Annotated in this window: 12 protein-coding genes and 3 tRNA genes; 6 read left to right on the top strand and 9 right to left on the bottom strand. The window is 59.5% G+C overall.

Annotation, left to right across the window (positions count from 1 at the left end; translation table 11 throughout):
• From G6K99_RS06460 to G6K99_RS06450, 3 genes are all read right to left on the bottom strand, one after another.
• The coding region (locus G6K99_RS06460) for a GTP-binding protein (protein ID WP_141681087.1) at positions 1-98 on the bottom strand (98 nt) is incomplete at its 3' end.
• A gap of 342 nt (positions 99-440) precedes the next feature.
• Positions 441-514: transfer RNA gene (locus G6K99_RS06455), tRNA-Gly, on the bottom strand.
• Between the two features lie 26 nt (positions 515-540).
• Positions 541-625, bottom strand: a tRNA-Tyr gene (locus tag G6K99_RS06450).
• A gap of 202 nt (positions 626-827) precedes the next feature.
• On the opposite strand from G6K99_RS06450, the gene G6K99_RS06445 reads away from it, so the two are divergent.
• The 3 genes from G6K99_RS06445 to cysQ all read left to right on the top strand — a co-directional run bounded on the left by G6K99_RS06445 (position 828) and on the right by cysQ (position 3379).
• The gene (locus tag G6K99_RS06445; protein WP_174196009.1) at positions 828-1715 is read left to right on the top strand and encodes an RNA methyltransferase; all 888 of its coding nucleotides are present in this window, start codon (positions 828-830) and stop codon (positions 1713-1715) included.
• Between the two features lie 102 nt (positions 1716-1817).
• Positions 1818-2519, top strand: a complete 702-nt coding sequence (locus tag G6K99_RS06440) for a DUF982 domain-containing protein (RefSeq protein WP_113167067.1) — start codon at positions 1818-1820, stop codon at positions 2517-2519.
• Positions 2520-2581: 62 nt separating this feature from the next.
• Complete coding sequence (gene cysQ / locus G6K99_RS06435; protein ID WP_174196008.1) at positions 2582-3379, top strand: 3'(2'),5'-bisphosphate nucleotidase CysQ; 798 nt, start codon at positions 2582-2584, stop codon at positions 3377-3379.
• A gap of 72 nt (positions 3380-3451) precedes the next feature.
• Here cysQ and G6K99_RS06430 read toward each other — a convergent pair whose 3' ends face one another.
• Positions 3452-4489 (bottom strand): calcium-binding protein, encoded by a 1038-nt coding sequence (locus G6K99_RS06430; protein ID WP_174196007.1) that lies wholly within the window; start codon positions 4487-4489, stop codon positions 3452-3454.
• A 249-nt stretch (positions 4490-4738) separates the two neighbouring features.
• On the opposite strand from G6K99_RS06430, the gene G6K99_RS06425 reads away from it, so the two are divergent.
• The gene (locus tag G6K99_RS06425; RefSeq protein ID WP_062453178.1) at positions 4739-5266 is read left to right on the top strand and encodes a DUF4142 domain-containing protein; all 528 of its coding nucleotides are present in this window, start codon (positions 4739-4741) and stop codon (positions 5264-5266) included.
• A gap of 191 nt (positions 5267-5457) precedes the next feature.
• Here the strand turns inward: G6K99_RS06425 and G6K99_RS06420 are convergent, their stop codons facing one another.
• Together G6K99_RS06420 and G6K99_RS06415 are read right to left on the bottom strand one after the other, a co-directional pair.
• A complete protein-coding gene (locus G6K99_RS06420; RefSeq protein ID WP_139283848.1) occupies positions 5458-5742 on the bottom strand; it encodes a hypothetical protein in 285 nt (94 codons plus the stop codon).
• A gap of 168 nt (positions 5743-5910) precedes the next feature.
• Positions 5911-5986 (bottom strand) — tRNA-Thr (locus G6K99_RS06415).
• 260 nt (positions 5987-6246) lie between these two features.
• Here G6K99_RS06415 and G6K99_RS06410 point away from each other — a divergent pair.
• On the top strand, positions 6247-7020 hold the full coding sequence (locus tag G6K99_RS06410) for an NAD kinase (protein WP_062580078.1): 774 nt from the start codon (positions 6247-6249) through the stop codon (positions 7018-7020).
• A 73-nt stretch (positions 7021-7093) separates the two neighbouring features.
• On the opposite strand, the gene prfB is transcribed toward G6K99_RS06410, so the two are convergent.
• From prfB to G6K99_RS06395, 3 genes are all read right to left on the bottom strand, one after another.
• Positions 7094-8222, bottom strand: a protein-coding gene (prfB, locus tag G6K99_RS06405; protein ID WP_113111005.1) for a peptide chain release factor 2 whose coding sequence is annotated in 2 segments (ribosomal slippage) — positions 7094-8152 and positions 8154-8222 — 1128 coding nt in all. Because the reading frame shifts where the segments join, the coding sequence is not laid out codon by codon here.
• Positions 8223-8343: 121 nt separating this feature from the next.
• The gene (locus tag G6K99_RS06400) at positions 8344-10821 is read right to left on the bottom strand and encodes a penicillin-binding protein 1A (RefSeq protein ID WP_062453182.1); all 2478 of its coding nucleotides are present in this window, start codon (positions 10819-10821) and stop codon (positions 8344-8346) included.
• Positions 10822-11087: 266 nt separating this feature from the next.
• Complete coding sequence (locus G6K99_RS06395) at positions 11088-12251, bottom strand: N-acetylmuramoyl-L-alanine amidase (RefSeq protein ID WP_062453183.1); 1164 nt, start codon at positions 12249-12251, stop codon at positions 11088-11090.
• 760 nt (positions 12252-13011) lie between these two features.
• Between G6K99_RS06395 and G6K99_RS06390 the strand changes: the two genes are divergently transcribed.
• Complete coding sequence (locus tag G6K99_RS06390; protein WP_174196006.1) at positions 13012-16098, top strand: ribonuclease E/G; 3087 nt, start codon at positions 13012-13014, stop codon at positions 16096-16098.
• The last annotated feature ends 189 nt before the right edge of the window (positions 16099-16287 follow it).

Raw genomic sequence — 16287 nt, 5'->3', positions numbered from 1 at the left:
GTGATCGCCGCAGTCAGCGACGTCTTGCCGTGGTCGACGTGACCGATCGTGCCAATGTTGACGTGAGGCTTATTGCGCTCAAACTTGCTCTTTGCCATTGAATGCTTCCTGTGAACATAAGAGGTTGACCCGGCGACCGGGTTTGGTGTCGCCGTTTAAGGCTTTCCCAAGGATTGCGCAAGACATAATTACGCCGCCGCCCCGTACAAGGGGCAGGCCGAAAGATGGCGCTCTATCTGCCTGTATTTCAAGGCCTCGGCGTGTCGCCTTCCCCGTCCGCCGCCTAGATGGTCGCTGCAGAGATCGTGATGGCCTGCTACGTAATCCTGACGTCCGATCCGGTTTTTGCGCGTGCCGCACGTGATCAACACGCGCACAAATCGACGCGATGTTTGAATGCATCAAACCGATACAAAATAGAAATAATGTGTCCGGGATATTGGAGCGGGTAGCGGGAATCGAACCCGCGTATTCAGCTTGGAAGGCTGCTGCTCTACCATTGAGCTATACCCGCGGGGGTGGTCCGATCTCGAAGACGAATGGTGGAGAGAGTTGGATTTGAACCAACGTAGGCGTAGCCAACGGATTTACAGTCCGTCCCCTTTAACCACTCGGGCATCTCTCCATTCGTCTGGATCGTTAGACCAAGTCTGCTGACCGTCTGGCTTGCCGCCCCTCGGTCTGCGCCGCGTATATGACGGCCTCATGTCCGTCTGTCAACACGACCTCTTTGAAAAAAGGAGGAAAAAATTGGATATCGTCATGACATCCGACGAAGGCTCGAGCGGAGGGCTTTGCCGAAACCGCGCTCCTCGATATAAGGCAGCATGAGCACAAAAGATCCTAAAGACAAAACCGCCCGCGACACCCATTACGCGACGCTTCGCCGGAATGTTCGCGATACCAAGCGCGAACGCGGCGAGATCCCGACGCCGCAGCAGGGCCGCGTCAAATCCAACAAGGGCGCCAAGGATTGGACGCCACCGCAGCTGCAGCCGGAACAGGTGCTGCTCTATGGTCTCCATACGGTTCGGGCTGCGATCCAGAACCCGGAGCGCAAGCTGATCAAGCTTTCGGTGACACAGAACGCCTTTATGCGACTGGAGATCGGCGAATCGAGCGAGCTGTCTTTTCCTGTCGAGTTCGTCTCGCCGCAGGATATCGACAAGGTGCTGGGCCCCGAGGCGATTCACCAGGGCGTGATGCTGGAAACGAGGCCCCTGCCCGTACGCCGGCTTGAAGCTCTTAAGGAGAGCCCGCTTCTCCTGGTACTCGACCAGGTAACGGATCCCCATAACGTCGGTGCCGTCATGCGATCGGCCGTAGCGTTCGGCGCAGGCGCTCTCATCACCACCCAGAGACATAGCCCGACCGAGTCAGGCGTGCTGGCAAAATCCGCGTCCGGTGCACTGGAACTCATTCCCTATATCCAGATCACCAACCTCGCCGACGCGCTGGAATCGATCCACAAGCTTGGCTTCCAGACGATCGGGCTTGATTCGGAAGGTCCTGCCCCGCTGGAAGGCACGTTCTCCGGTGAGCGGATTGCCCTGGTCCTCGGATCCGAGGGCAAGGGCTTGCGCCAGAAGACCCGCGAAACGGTGACTGCGTTGGCCCGGCTCGACATGCCCGGCGAGATCAAGTCGCTCAACGTCTCGAATGCCGCAGCGATTGCACTTTACGCGACAAGGCAGCATCTCCTGAAGATCTCCTGAAATCACATCAGCGGCCTGACGAAAACCGTCGGGCCGCTGCGCTCCATCCTGGCGCAAGCTTTATATGAGTATTTCCTAATTATCTTAAATGGGAGAGCTTGGATGGATCGCGGGACCTGGAAGCAACCTGTCATCCTGGAAATCTTCGGCCAACCGGGGCCGATCATCGTGCAAGGCACGCTGGATGCCGCTCTTATGCTGCTCAGCGGATGGCCGGCCGCACGCACAGAAGCGCATATGGCGGCGGTGATGGCGTGCCGCGATGTGCTGACGGGCCGAAGCGTAGCGGCCCTTGCCCGCGCCGATTTCATTGAGGCTGCACTAGAGGCCGGCTTTCATGTTCAACCGCAAACCTTTCTTGCCGATATCGATGCCGAACCAATCAAAGACGTCCCGGCCTCACTTGCGACCTTGCCGATCTCGCCGGACCGCCTCGCCCCCCTCGCACCGTTCCGGCGTCGCCTCAGTAAGTCGCCCCGCTTACGCGGGCTTACCCTTGCTTATACCGAGCCCGATGCTGGCGGATCCGATTCACTCCCGTCATATCACCACCCGGTGATTAGCTGGAGCGAGCCGCATTCCGCGGCATCGGGGGCTGGGCCGGCCAGCCCACACACACCCTGCATGCGCGAATTATTGGCAGAGCTCTCGCGGACGATCGGCATGATTGCACGGCTCGGCGCCCGACGCGCCGCGGGCGTGCTGCGGCCCCAGCTTCGCCACGGAGCATCGGATCTTCCGGCCGCGGCGGATGCGCACCTTGGCAATTCCTGGGCCGTCGGTCGTCAGCAACCAATGGCATAGGCACGGTGATGTAGAGGCGAGACGAGCTTGCGCTGCTGAAGGCAAGGCAGTAGATCGTCTTCATGATGAGTATGCTTTCCATATTCGAGACGATCGCGCTCGATGCAGGCCGCACGATTCTTGAGATCCGTGGCCGTGGCGCTCATACCCACTACAAGCCTGACCACTCGCCGGTGACGGAGGCTGACGAAGCCGCGGAAGCGATCATTCTCGAAGCGCTTGCGCAGCATTGGCCGGCGATCCCCGCGGTTGCAGAAGAAGCCGTCGCCGCCGGGCAGATCCCCGATATTTCCGGTGGTCGTTTCTTCCTGATCGACCCGCTTGACGGCACACGTGAATTCATCAACGGCCGCGATGACTTCACCGTCAATATTGCGCTGATCGAAAATGCCCTTCCGACCGTTGGTATCGTGTATGCTCCGGCGCTCAACGTCGGCTATGGCGGCGCACAGAACAAAGCGTCCAAGCTCGCGATCGCCCCCGATTTCACCATCGAAAACCGTCAGGCGATCCGCGCCCGCGTCATGCCACGGCGACCCATCGCCTGTGCCAGCCGGTCCCACCGAACTGTCGAAACGGATGATTTCCTGGCGCAATACGGCGACCTCGAAACCCTTTCCGTCGGTTCATCGCTGAAATTCGGTCTGCTGGCGGAAGGTGCCGCCGACATTTATCCGCGGTTCGGCCGGACGATGGAGTGGGACACGGCAGCCGGAGATGCGGTCCTGCGCGCCGCCGGTGGCAAGACCTGCGCTATCGACGGACAGCCGCTCCGGTACGGCAAGGTCGGTCGATCGGATGAGACTGATTTCGCCAATGGCGACTTCATCGCGACCGGTGCATCGGTTGAAGTCCTGTAGTTTTCCAAATTCTCTCGACCACGAAAAAAGGCGCCTCCTTTCAGAAGCGCCTTCCTAAGACAGCTCGATATCTCAGAGGAAGAAATCGCTGTCGTACATTTTGGTTTGGCCCGCGATCTTGATCTGGAAGTCGGCATAACCGTCGCCGTTCACATCGCCTGAGACGATGCCGCCGCTAAAGCGCAACTCGCCCGCCTCGCCCGAAAAGCCTTTCGAACCGATGAAATCGAAGGACTGATTGCCGCCGAAGGTCGTATCCGCATCGATCGACCGGAGATCGATATAATCGTCTTCGGCGCGGCTGAAGTCCTGGATGATGTCGCGGCTGCTGTTTGCCTTGGAGTCTGCGATCGAGGTGAACACGAACGTATCGGCGCCCGATCCACCATAGAGATGGTCGTTGCCGGATCCGCCGTAAAGCTTGTCGTTGCCGCCTCCACCGTAGAGGTCGTCGTTACCCGCACCGCCGTAGAGCGTGTCATTACCGCCCTTGCCGTCGATCAAGTCGTTTCCGTCATCGCCCCAAAGCTTGTTTGCGCCTGATGAGCCGTAGATCTTGTCGCTCGCACCGGTCCCGATGGCATTCTCGATGCTGACGAGCGTCTCTTTGTAACTGGTTCCGAGCGTCTGCGCCGAACCCTTGCCGAGATCGATGGCGACGCCGAGACCGGCCAGATCATCATCCTCGTCCTGCGTCTCATAGCTGATCGTATCGGTCCCCGAGCCACCGTTGAAATAGTTGCGATAGCCGACCGAGAAGAAGGCGTCATTGCCCGTCTCGCCGTAATAGTCGCTGTGATAGGTGGAGACTTCGAAAGAGTCGTTGCCGCTGCCGGCATAGACGACATCATAGAGCTTGCTCGACGTCGAAAATCCTGTTGCGACGTAGCTGTCGTTGCCGGAGCCGAGATCGATCTTGTTGCCGCCTTCGAAGGAATTTTGCACCAAATCGTCGTCAGCGCCTGCATAGACCGTGTTGAAACCACCGTATTTGCCAACGAGGTTGAGGAAGATCCGGTCGTCGCCGCCATAGGTGTAGACGGTGAGATCAGAATCGTAATCATCCTGGTAGACGGTGTTGTCGTAATCGTTGCCGTAGAATGTGGGCATCCGTTTCCTCCGGTCCGCTCCTGGCATGAGAATCGCCGCGGATTGCTGTGCTTATGCTAGACTACGAATCCTGACGGAATCCGTAATATCCCGTTGTCTGCCATTCAGGTTCGTTAACGCGCAATGGCCGCCTTCGTCATCCCCTCGCTTCGACGCTTTATCTCAATCAGATGAAGTACCACGTTGAAAAATCTTTGCGGAACCTCTTTGATTTCCATGGGTTGGTAGGGCTCACAGGAGATACCGACCATGAAAAAAACAATTCTCACCGCAGCATTTCTCATGACCGCAACGGCAGCTTTCGCGCAGTCGGCTGCAGAAAGCACCGGCGCAAACTCGGTTCTGGGTCGCGCTCCGACCACCGCAGACTTTATCATGCAGGCGTCTGCGAGCGGTATGTACGAGATCGAGTCGAGCAAGCTCGCGCTGACCAAGGGCGACGACGCCACCAAGAAATTTGCGCAGCAGATGATTACAGACCATGAAAAGGCTTCTGCCGAACTCAAGGCGCTGATCGACAGCGGCAAGGTTCAGGGCAATCCTGTCACGGCATTGACCGAAGATGACAAGGAAGATGTCGACGAGCTGGCAAAGCTTGAAGGCGCCGATTTCATCGAGGAATATTTCGACGATCAGGTCGAAGCACATGAAGACGCGGTAGACCTCTTCAAGCGCTACGCTGAAGAAGGTGAAAATGCCGATCTGAAGGCCTTTGCCGCGAAGACACTTCCGGCCCTCGAGCATCACTACAAGATGGCACAGGACATGGATAAGTAAGAACTACCCTTCCACAACTGCCATACGCTAAAGAGACAGCCGCCTGATTCGTCGAGGCGGCTTTTTCTGTTGATTCGCCCTCAGACCCAACGCCCGGGAGGTCGTTGGAAGCTTACTGAGCAGCGAACCGTCAAACGGATGGTTTTGAAAACGCGAGATAGCAACGCACGAAGGATGCATTGACGTTTCCGTCAGGCCTCAACCGCTGCGTCACGCTTCTTCTTGCCGTCCAATAACTGAGCGAAGAGTTCGGCCTGTCTTTCGGTTGCTGCTCGGATCGCATTGAGCTGCAAAAGCATGCTGCCAAACGCCGCGACGAGCACAGAGCCGATGAAGGCGGGTGCCGCCCAAGGCAGTGCTGCCAAGAGCGCGAGCAGGGCATAGGACCCCTGCCCGGCGCTGGCCATCAGCGCCACGAGGGCGCAGACCACCAGAACGATCCCGATCCAGCCAATCCACATCAAGACTTTTCCCATCAGTCTCCCCTTAAATTTAAGAGATCCTGACAGAGCGCATTCCATGTTGCAAGGATTGGCCGGCACGAGAAGAGATGCCGGAAAGACAACGGAGCGACGTGCGTCAAACCCTGCTCTCCTCAGCCCGAGAAAAGCATGATCAACCGATCAAAATGATTGGGATAGAAGTGGTGCCCCCGACAAGGTTCGAACTCGTGACCCCCTGATTACAAATCAGGTGCTCTACCAACTGAGCTACAAGGGCACTTCTGGGGGTGGAATTACCAGATTCTGATTTCGTGTAAAGCGAAAATTCCGTTGATCGCGATAAACACTTTCGAGAAACGAGATACTCGTGGTCTACCCGCAGCCGGAATGGCTAACGAAGTACCGACGCTCCACGGAAGCGGCTTGTTCGTCCTGTCGTTTCTCCTATAGCTACCTGCTGGAAGCCGTATGTTGACGATGCGGTGTTTCAGACCTGTATCCCTGGGCGCATGTCCGCGTCACACCAAAGGCCTTCCCATGTCGATCGCGACCGAAAAGCTCGCATTCATCGCCTCAACGGCACCCGATGCCGAGGCAGCGTTTGACGAGCTGACCCGGCTTTACGGAAACGTTCCCCTGGTGGAGGCCGACGTGGTCGTGGCCTTGGGTGGTGACGGGCTCATGCTGCAAACGCTGCACGAGACCATGCATATCGGGAAAAGGGTCTACGGCATGAACCGTGGCTCGGTCGGCTTTCTGATGAACGATTTCGAAACGGTCGATCTTCCCGACCGAATCGCGCGTGCCGTCGAAAACGAGTTTCACCCGCTAAAGATGACGGCGACCGATGCTTGGGGTGCGATATCCCACTCGCTCGCGATCAACGAGGTCTACCTGTTCCGCCAATCCTATCAGGCCGCGAAGCTGAAGGTGGTGGTCGATGGGCACACAAGGCTGGAGGAACTGATCTGCGACGGCCTGATGGTCGCGACGCCCGCCGGCTCCACCGCCTACAATCTGTCGGCGCACGGGCCGATCCTGCCGCTGGAGGCGCCGCTTCTGGCGATGACTCCCGTCAGCGCGTTTCGTCCGCGGCGCTGGCGCGGGGCGCTTCTGCCGAACCGGGTCTGCGTCGATATCGAAATTCTTGAGCCGGAAAAGCGGCCGGTCAACGCGGTCGCCGACAATACCGAGGTGAAATCCGTCATCCATATCCGCATCGCGCAATCGACTGAACTGACGGCACGGCTTCTATCGGATCCCGACCATTCCTGGTCTGACCGGATCTTGGCCGAGCAGTTCAACGACTGACAACGACCCCCAAGAAACGAAAACGGCCGGATCGCGAGATCCGGCCGTTTGTGATTCGTGATGCGTCCAAACCTTACTCGGCGTCGGCGCCAAGATCGGGCTTGCCGCTGATGCGGTGTGCAAGGGCTGCTTCCATGAACTCGTTGAGTTCGCCGTCGAGAACGTCGCTGGGTGCCGTGCTTTCGACACCGGTACGCAGGTCCTTCACCAGCTGGTATGGCTGCAGAACGTAGGAGCGGATCTGGTGGCCCCAGCCGATGTCGCTCTTCGAAGCGGCTTCCGCATTGGCGGCCGCTTCGCGCTTCATCAGTTCCGCTTCATACATACGGGCGCGTAGCATGTCCCACGCCTTGGCGCGGTTCTTGTGCTGCGAGCGTTCCTGCTGGCAGGCGACGACGATACCGGACGGAATGTGCGTGATACGCACGGCCGAGTCGGTGGTGTTGACGTGCTGCCCGCCGGCACCCGACGAACGATAGGTGTCGATGCGGCAATCGCTCTCGTTGATCTCGATGTTGATCGAGTCGTCGACTACAGGATAGACCCAGATCGACGAGAACGACGTGTGGCGGCGTGCCGCGCTGTCGTAGGGCGAAATGCGCACCAGGCGATGGACGCCCGACTCGGTCTTCAACCAGCCGAACGCATTGTGTCCCTTGACGAGTATGGTCGCGGACTTGATGCCGGCCTCTTCGCCATCGTGCACTTCCAAGAGCTCGACCTTGTAGCCCTGGCGCTCGGCCCAGCGGGTGTACATCCGCAGCAGAATGTTCGCCCAGTCCTGGCTTTCCGTGCCACCGGCACCGGAATGCACTTCGACATAGGTATCGTTGCTGTCTGCCTCGCCCGAAAGCATCGCCTCCACCTGCCGGCGGTTGGCTTCGGTGCGCAACGTCTTCAGCGCTTCCTCGGCCTCTTTAACGATCGAGTCGTCGCCCTCGTCTTCCCCCATCGCGATGAGTTCGACATTGTCGTTGAGCTGCTGATCGAGCGCTCGCACGCCGTTGATGCTGTCATCCAGCTGCTGACGCTCGCGCATCAGCTTCTGCGCTTCGGAGGCGTCGTTCCAGAGGTTTGGATCCTCTGCCTTGTTGTTCAACCAGTCCAGTCGTCTTACCGCCTGATCCCAGTCAAAGATGCCTCCTCAGCAGGCTTATGGCCTGCTTGATTTCGTCGGTTACGTTGATGATTTCCGCGCGCATGGCGTAATGCTTCTCTCGTCTTTTCGTTGTTGACCGAAGTTGCGGTGGACATAGTTGCGCCGGCCCCGGAAGTAAACCCCGGGCCGGCGCGACGATGTCCCAGAGGACGTCAGTATGAGGATCAAAACAGGCCGGAGGCACCGGACGTGATGGCCTGCTGTGCCTGTGGCGAGGAGTCCAGGATCTGGTCCTGCGTCATGTATTCGCCGCCACCGATGACCTGGAAGACGTCGGCCGGGCCGGTGCCGGGCTTGAAGGCTTCGGTGATCGTATCCGGCTCGCCTTCCATGGCCATCATGCCCGTCTTGCGGTTGACAGCGACGAACTGCATGCCTTCCGGCACAAGGAATTTTTCAGCCGGCATATGCTTTGCCGCCGCTTCGATGAACTGACCGAAGATCGGCGCTGCAAGTCCGCCACCCGTGCTGCCGCGTCCGAGCGGAGCCGGTGTGTCGAAGCCGATATAAAGGCCGGCCACGATGTTCGGCGTGAAGCCGACGAACCAGGCGTCCTTCTCGTCATTGGTCGTTCCGGTCTTGCCGGCGACGGGACGGTCGGTCAGATGGATCTTGCCGGCCGCGCTGCCGCGCTGCACGACGCCTTCCATCATCGAGGTGATCTGGTAGGCGGTCATCGGATCGAGAACCTGCTCGCGGTTGTCGGCCAGAACCGGCTCTTCCTGGTTCGCCCAACTGTTGGCATTGCAGCCTTCGCACGTGCGCTCTTCATGGCGGAAAATGGTCTTGCCGTAACGATCCTGGATGCGGTCGATTACGGTCGGCTTGATCTGCTTGCCGCCGTTGGCGATGACCGCATAGGCGGATACCATCCGCATCACGGTCGTTTCACCGGAACCGAGCGACATGGCCAGAACAGGCAGCATCTTGTCGTAGATGCCGAAGCGTTCGGCATATTCGGCCACCAGTTCCATGCCCATGTCCTGCGCCAGGCGGACAGTCATCTGGTTGCGCGACTTTTCGATGCCGGTGCGCAGCGTTGCCGGACCGTTGCCGTCCTTGTCTCCGTAGTTCGACGGGCGCCAGACCTGGCCTCCGGTGACGATCTCGATCGGCGCGTCAAGCACAACCGATGCCGGGGTGTAGCCGTTGTCGAGCGCTGCAGAATAGACGAAGGGCTTGAATGACGAACCCGGCTGACGCATCGCCTGGGTGGCGCGGTTGAACTCCGACTGTGCGTAGGAGAAGCCGCCGACCATGGCGAGAACGCGGCCGGTATTCGGGTCCATCGCGACAAAGCCGCCCTGGACCTTCGGAGGCTGACGCAGCCGAAAGGTCTTGGCTTCTTCATTGATCGGCTCGACATAGACGACGTCGCCCGGGCTCAGCACGCCATCGGGACCTTTCGCCGTCCGGCGAGAACCCTTGGCGTCGCGATAGGCCCATTTCATGGCGTCCGCGGGGATCGTTCCCGTCACGCGCTCTTCGGTCACCTTGCCGCCACCATCGGCAGCGGGACGCAGACCGATCTCGGCGGACTTGGCGGACGCGCTGATCACGACGGCAAGCTGCCATTCCGGGACATCGCGCAGGTCAGGCGCCTTGCCGTCGGTGATCGCCTTGGCAAGCGAGACACCCCAATCGGGTGAAATGTCGACCGTGGTCACCGGGCCCTGAAAACCGCGGCGTTCGTCGTAATCAAGAAGCCCGTTCTGCAGCGCGGCGCGCGCAGCAAGCTGAAGCTCGGGATTGATCGAGGTGCGGACGGACAGGCCACCTTCATAGAGCGACTTGTCGCCATAACGGCCAATGATCTGGCGACGCACCTCTTCGGAGAAATAGTCGGACGCGAACAGGTGCGTACCACTCCGGCGCTGCTTGACACCAAGCGGCTGGGTCTTGGCATCGTCGGCGTCCATCTGGGTAATGTAGCCGTTTTCGGCCATGCGATCGACAACCCAGTTGCGGCGATCAAGCGCTGCCTGCTGATGGCGGAACGGATGATAGTTGTTGGGGCCTTTCGGCAGCGCCGCGAGATAGGCTGCTTCCGCCGTCGTCAGTTCCGTCACCGACTTGTCGAAATACGTCAGCGCCGCACCGGCGATGCCATAGGAGTTAAGGCCGAAGAAGATCTCGTTGAGGTAGAGCTCGAGGATCTTGTCCTTCGAGTAGGCCTGTTCGATGCGGAACGACAGGATCGCTTCCTTGACCTTGCGGTCCATCGTCTGGTCTGCCGACAGAAGGAAGTTCTTTGCCACCTGCTGGGTGATCGTAGACGCACCTTCCGGACGACGGCCTGAACCGAAGTTCTGGAGATTGTTCACAACCGCGCGGCCAAGGCCGAAGATATCGACGCCGGGGTGGTTGTAGAAATTCTTGTCTTCAGCAGACAGGAAGGCCGCCTTGACCCGGTCGGGGATAGCCTGGATGGGGAGGAACAAGCGGCGCTCGCGCGCATATTCCGTGACCAGTGCACCGTTGCCGGCGTGGACACGCGTGGCAACCGGAGGCTCATAGGCAGCAAGGACCGCATAATCGGGCAAATCCTTGGATACACCATTCAAATAGATGGCAACCGCTGCAGCAACGCCCAGAAAAAGGACGCAGGCCATTCCAAAGAAGTATCCAATCAATCTGATCATGTCGAAGCTACCGTTCGGCTTTCGGGTTGCTGCGCAAGGCGCAACATCGCATGGTTCTCGGCGTTTTGCACGGTGATTACGCCAGCGCAAGGCGTCGAGGATAAAAGGCGCGTTATCCGCCCTGCCTCGTGCAGCAGGGTGTAACCGTCTGAATGTGCGTAAAATAGGGCTTCAACCAAGGTATTTCCGCAACTTAGCTTGTATACGGGGATATTCCCGGGCCGTTGTTGCACGTCAGCCACGCCGCATGCGACGCAGCACTCCCCTCACCCGCCGTTGGCGACAGAGTGACCGCGATACCGATCGACGGCTGCGGCAATCAGGTCTGCAATCCGGTTGCGCCAGTTCTGATCGAGCAGAAGTTTTTCGTCTTCCTGATTGGACAGAAAACCCAGCTCGAGCAGGACGGAGGGAATATCCGGCGCCCGCAGCACCTGGAAGCTTGCCTGCCGATGCGGGTTGTTGATGAGCCCGATCTGCCCCTCGAACGACTTGACGACATTGTCCGCCATGGCGATCGAGAAGGCCTGGGTCTCGCGCCGCGTCAGGTCGAGAAGGATATCCGCCACGTCCGACGGTCCGTTCTGAATGCTGTAGCCGGCGAGCTGGTCAGAAAAGTTTTCTCGCGCCGCAAGGTTCTCCGCCATCCGGTCCGATGCCTTGTCGGAGAGGGTATAGACGGTGGCACCGCGGATATCCTTTTGCGTCAGCGTATCGGCGTGAAGGGATATGAAAAGGTCGGCGCGATGTTCCCGCGCCGTCGCCACCCGCTCGGACAGCGAGAGAAACGTGTCGTCGTCACGCGTCAGAAATGCCTTCACGCCGGATAGCCGGTTCAGGCGCTCGGCAAGCGTCTTTGCGAAATCGAGGGTGATGACCTTTTCCTGCGTCTTCGTCGTCAACGCAGTCGCGCCGGCATCAATCCCGCCATGGCCTGCATCAACCGCAACGGTGAAAACGCCGTCGTCGGCCATCAGTGGCGTCGGCTCCGAGTCAGTTTGCGTCGTGGCGCGCCAGTCCTGGCCTTTCAGGAGAACGGCAAACTCTTCCTTCGAGACGACCTCGGCATCGAGGACGAGACGCCAGACGCCGTTCTCCCCCGGCCGAACATCCGCTGTCGAGAGCTTCACTGGCCGGTTGGTGGTCAGCACGATCCGGGCGCTCTGTTCATCCATGGTGCCGAAGCGGATATCCTTGAACAGACCGCGCGGCGATAGATCTTCGGGCGGAAACCCGAAGGCGGTCGCCGAGAGGTCGACAATGACGCGTTCGGGGCCGCCAACATAGTGCACTGAAAACTCAGGCTTCGATTCGAAGTCGATGACAATGCGGCTGCGTGCCGCGTCGCCGGCAATGCGGGCTCCGAATGCGAGGATTGGCTTCGTGGTTGCCGCCATCGCAGGCGCCAACGCTGCCCCAGCAAGCAACATGACCAAACCAAAAGCGATTCGCCTTACGACACCGGTTGCACCGGTCGCGAAATCGTATCTGGACGTCTCATGTGATACACGCAACGCACCCGTCGGTTTGCCCACCCTCACATAAGTCCCCTAACCTGACTTCGCACATTCGGAATGCAGCAACGGCAGCCGCTGCAGCCGCATGTTTTTAACATAGCAATTTCATGCAGATCGGATGCGAATCATCTCGTCCGCCCGTTGTTTTTGCATAGAATGGCAATTCGATCGACAATATGGCAAAGGCGGCTTTTCCCTTGCTATTGTGACAGATAAACCATACAACGCGAGCGAAGGTTGAAGTGTTGACGGGATAGTCTGCCGATAGGCTGCCAGCTGATAATGATCTGGCGCCATGGACCGACAGACATCCGCCGTCGCTACGCTTCATCCTGATACACGATCCGCCCGGCGGTGGCCGGAAACATATCGGGTGGCATGCCACCCACCGCTCCATCGAGCAAATCTCATTGGAGCAAATTCATCGGGCCCCGTTTGGGGCCTATGGTAAAGTCATTCTCGTTTGGTTTTTGATGGCGCGGCACAATTTTCAGAACCGGGAGAGATCAGGGACGCCTTTGGCTCCGTCTTCTTTCCGGTTGCCCGCACAATCCCACCCGACGGGATCCTTTTTATCCGGCGGAACGACCATTTCGCATGACAAGCCTGTTGTCGGGGAAATCCTCGCGGCAGGCTTTTGTGCATTTGCTCGGCGCCGAGGAGCAGAATTTACATGGCAGACAAAATGCTTATCGACGCGTCTCACGAAGAGGAGACGCGGGTAGTCGTTGTACGCGGCAACCGTATTGAAGAATTCGATTTTGAATCGGAACACAAGAAACAGATCCGGGGCAATATCTATCTGGCCAAAGTGACGCGCGTTGAGCCGTCGCTACAGGCCGCGTTCGTCGATTACGGTGGCAACCGCCACGGCTTCCTGGCTTTTGCGGAAATCCACCCCGACTATTACCAGATACCGCTGGCCGACCGGCAGGCGCTGATGCAGCAGGAAGCTGAAGACCAGCGCCGCATTGCGGAAGCTGATTCGGCGGATCCTGGCGATCCGGTGGTCGATCTTTCCCAGCAGGACCAGCCGGATGTCGGCATCGTCCCTGTCAACGCCGTAGAAGAACCGGTTGAAGCTGCAGTTGAAGACGCTCCAGCTCCCGAGGACGCACCGGTTGCAGACGTGGCCGAGAAGAAGGCCAAGCCGAAGCGCACCCGCTCGCGCAAGAAGGTTGTCGAGCCGACTGCGGAAGATGCGCCAGCTACTGAAACTGTCTCCGAAGAAGAAGCGCCCTCCTCCGACGAAAACCCGTCTTCCGACGACGAGGGTTCAAAGCCCGGCGAGATGGCGGCAATGGTCGACACCGATTCGATTTCCGAGGATGCCGGTGGGCGTGGCGGGAACGACGACGATGATGATGGTGACGACGACGATCACCATGAGAAGGAAGAGATCGAATCCGTTGGCGCCGAAGACGCCATGGAAGAGGTTCCGGATCGCATCCAGCGCAAGCCGCGCAAGCAGTATCGCATCCAGGAAGTCATCAAGCGTCGCCAGATCCTGCTCGTGCAGGTCGCCAAGGAAGAGCGCGGCAACAAGGGCGCAGCTCTCACGACCTATCTGTCGCTCGCAGGCCGCTACTCGGTTCTGATGCCGAACACGGCACGTGGCGGCGGCATTTCCCGCAAGATCACCCAGCCGACGGACCGCAAGCGTCTGAAGGAAGTCGCTCGCGAGCTCGACGTGCCGCAGGGCATGGGCGTGATCCTGCGCACCGCCGGTGCCAACCGCACCCGCGTCGAAATCAAGCGCGACTTCGAGTATCTGATGCGCCTCTGGGAGAACGTCCGTACGCTGACGCTCGCCTCGACCGCACCTTGCCTCGTTTACGAGGAAGGCTCGCTGATCAAGCGCTCGATCCGCGACCTTTATAATAAGGACATCAACGAGGTCATCGTCTCCGGCGAAGAAGGCTATCGTGAAGCGAAAGACTTCATGAAGATGCTGATGCCGAGCCATGCCAAGGTGGTTCAGCCCTACCGCGACCTTCACCCGATCTTTTCCCGTTCGGGCATCGAGGCACAGCTCGACCGCATGCTGCAGCCGCAGGTGACGCTGAAGTCCGGTGGCTATCTCATCATCAACCAGACCGAAGCTCTGGTTGCAGTCGACGTGAACTCCGGTCGTTCGACCCGCGAACATTCGATCGAAGACACAGCACTCCAGACGAACCTTGAAGCTGCCGAAGAAGTTGCCCGCCAGCTCCGCCTGCGCGACCTTGCCGGTCTGATCGTCATCGACTTCATCGACATGGAAGAAAAGCGCAACAACCGCGCTGTCGAGAAGAAGCTGAAGGATTGCCTCAAGAACGACCGCGCCCGCATCCAGGTCGGCCGTATCTCGCATTTCGGCCTGCTCGAAATGTCGCGCCAGCGTATCCGCGCATCGGTTCTCGAATCGACCACGCAGATCTGCTCGCATTGCGGCGGCACAGGTCATGTGCGCTCGCAGTCGTCGGTTGCGCTTCATGTTCTGCGCGGCGTCGAGGAATACCTGCTTAAGAACACCACGCATGACATCACCGTGCGGACCACGCCTGACATCGCGCTGTTCCTGCTGAACCACAAGCGCGGCAGCGTGGTGGATTACGAGAACCGCTTCGGTGTGTCGATCTTCATCGAATCCGACGTCACCATCGGTTCGAACCACTTTGCAATCGATCGCGGCGAAGCCGTCGAGAACCCGGTCAAGATCGAAAGCCTGATGCAGTTTGCCGCGATCCCCGTTGAGGACGAGGACGACGACATCATCATCGAGGTTGATGAAGAGGAAGAAGACGAGGAGATCGTCGCTGCCGCGCCTGCCGCCAAGCAGGACCGCGAGCGGACCGAAGGCGATGATCAGAACGGCCGCAAGCGCAAGCGTCGCCGGCGTCGTCGCAACCGCAACGGCGAGAAGAATGGCGAAGGCCAGACGCTCGACGCGGCAAGCGATGCCGAATCGGGTGCCGATGACGAAGAAGATGAAGACGGCGACGAGAACGAAGCAGTTGCTGCCGACGGAACTGCGCCTGTCGCAGACGGCGACGACTCGGATGAGAACTCGCGCCGCAAGCGCCGTCGTCGCGGCAAGCGTGGCGGACGTCGCAACCGGACCGAAGACGGTCAGGAGCTGAACGCGTCCGACGACGAGACCGAAACCGCAGACGCTGGTGACGGTTCCGAAGCCGGTCCGGCCGAGACGGTCGCTGCTGACGCGGGTGCTGATGTCGGTTCTGAAACCGAAGCTGCGCCAGTTGACGTTGCTGCAGCGCCGGTCGAGCCTGCGCCCAAGCCACGCCGTTCGCGCCGTGGCAAGGCGTCTTCCAAGACGGAAGAGGTTTCGTCCGAAGTTGAGGCTGTTGCCGAACCTGATGCCGTCGTCGAGACTGCTGCAGAAGCTCCGGCTCCTGCCCCGGTCGAACTTCCGGTGGAAGCTCCGGTCGCAGCGATCGTGGAACAGGTCGATGCAGCCCTTGGTGAACAGACACCTGCCGAGGCCCCTGAAGCTACGCCGGCCGCTGAAGCCTCACCTGTCGCAGAAGCCCCGCAGGCCGAAGAAGCCGCGCCGGTCGCAGAGCCTGCTCCACAGGCTGGCGCTGCCGATGATGCGGACGAATCGAAGCCTGCCCGCGCGAACCGCGCCTCCAACATCTCTTCGTCCAGCGAAGCGGTGGTGAAGAGCTCCGATCCTGCCAAGGCAGCGACCGAGAGCGACGGCGATCCGGCCAAGCCCAAAAAGGGCGGCTGGTGGCAGAAGCGCGGCTTCTTTTGAGCCGTAACCCATCCTAGAAATCGAAACGGCCGCGTTTGACGCGGCCGTTTTTTTGTCTGCGGCATGTCCTCAGAAAATGATTCAAGTCGCTTGCTGATTGATTCCGGAAACGGATCTAAGGCTCTGATTGCAAGTGCTTTTTGTACCGCCTGCCCTGCGGAGTCGGCCATTGTTGCGCAGTCCCGGGCA

It is taken from the genome of Neorhizobium sp. AL 9.2.2 (genome assembly GCF_013317225.1).
GTDB lineage: Bacteria > Pseudomonadota > Alphaproteobacteria > Rhizobiales > Rhizobiaceae > Neorhizobium > Neorhizobium soli.
Note: the sequence above shows the minus strand (reverse complement) of the source record. Positions and strands in the feature narration are given on the sequence as shown.

Excerpts from the sequence above, each read along its gene's own strand:
- G6K99_RS06445 (WP_174196009.1), top strand. The coding sequence starts at position 828 with ATGAGCACAAAAGATCCTAAAGACAAAACCGCCCGCGACACCCATTAC.
- G6K99_RS06440 (WP_113167067.1), top strand. The coding sequence starts at position 1,818 with ATGGATCGCGGGACCTGGAAGCAACCTGTCATCCTGGAAATCTTCGGC.
- cysQ (WP_174196008.1), top strand. The coding sequence starts at position 2,582 with ATGATGAGTATGCTTTCCATATTCGAGACGATCGCGCTCGATGCAGGC.
- G6K99_RS06430 (WP_174196007.1), bottom strand. The coding sequence starts at position 4,489 with ATGCCCACATTCTACGGCAACGATTACGACAACACCGTCTACCAGGAT.
- G6K99_RS06425 (WP_062453178.1), top strand. The coding sequence starts at position 4,739 with ATGAAAAAAACAATTCTCACCGCAGCATTTCTCATGACCGCAACGGCA.
- G6K99_RS06420 (WP_139283848.1), bottom strand. The coding sequence starts at position 5,742 with ATGGGAAAAGTCTTGATGTGGATTGGCTGGATCGGGATCGTTCTGGTG.
- G6K99_RS06410 (WP_062580078.1), top strand. The coding sequence starts at position 6,247 with ATGTCGATCGCGACCGAAAAGCTCGCATTCATCGCCTCAACGGCACCC.
- G6K99_RS06400 (WP_062453182.1), bottom strand. The coding sequence starts at position 10,821 with ATGATCAGATTGATTGGATACTTCTTTGGAATGGCCTGCGTCCTTTTT.
- G6K99_RS06395 (WP_062453183.1), bottom strand. The coding sequence starts at position 12,251 with ATGTTGCTTGCTGGGGCAGCGTTGGCGCCTGCGATGGCGGCAACCACG.
- G6K99_RS06390 (WP_174196006.1), top strand. The coding sequence starts at position 13,012 with ATGGCAGACAAAATGCTTATCGACGCGTCTCACGAAGAGGAGACGCGG.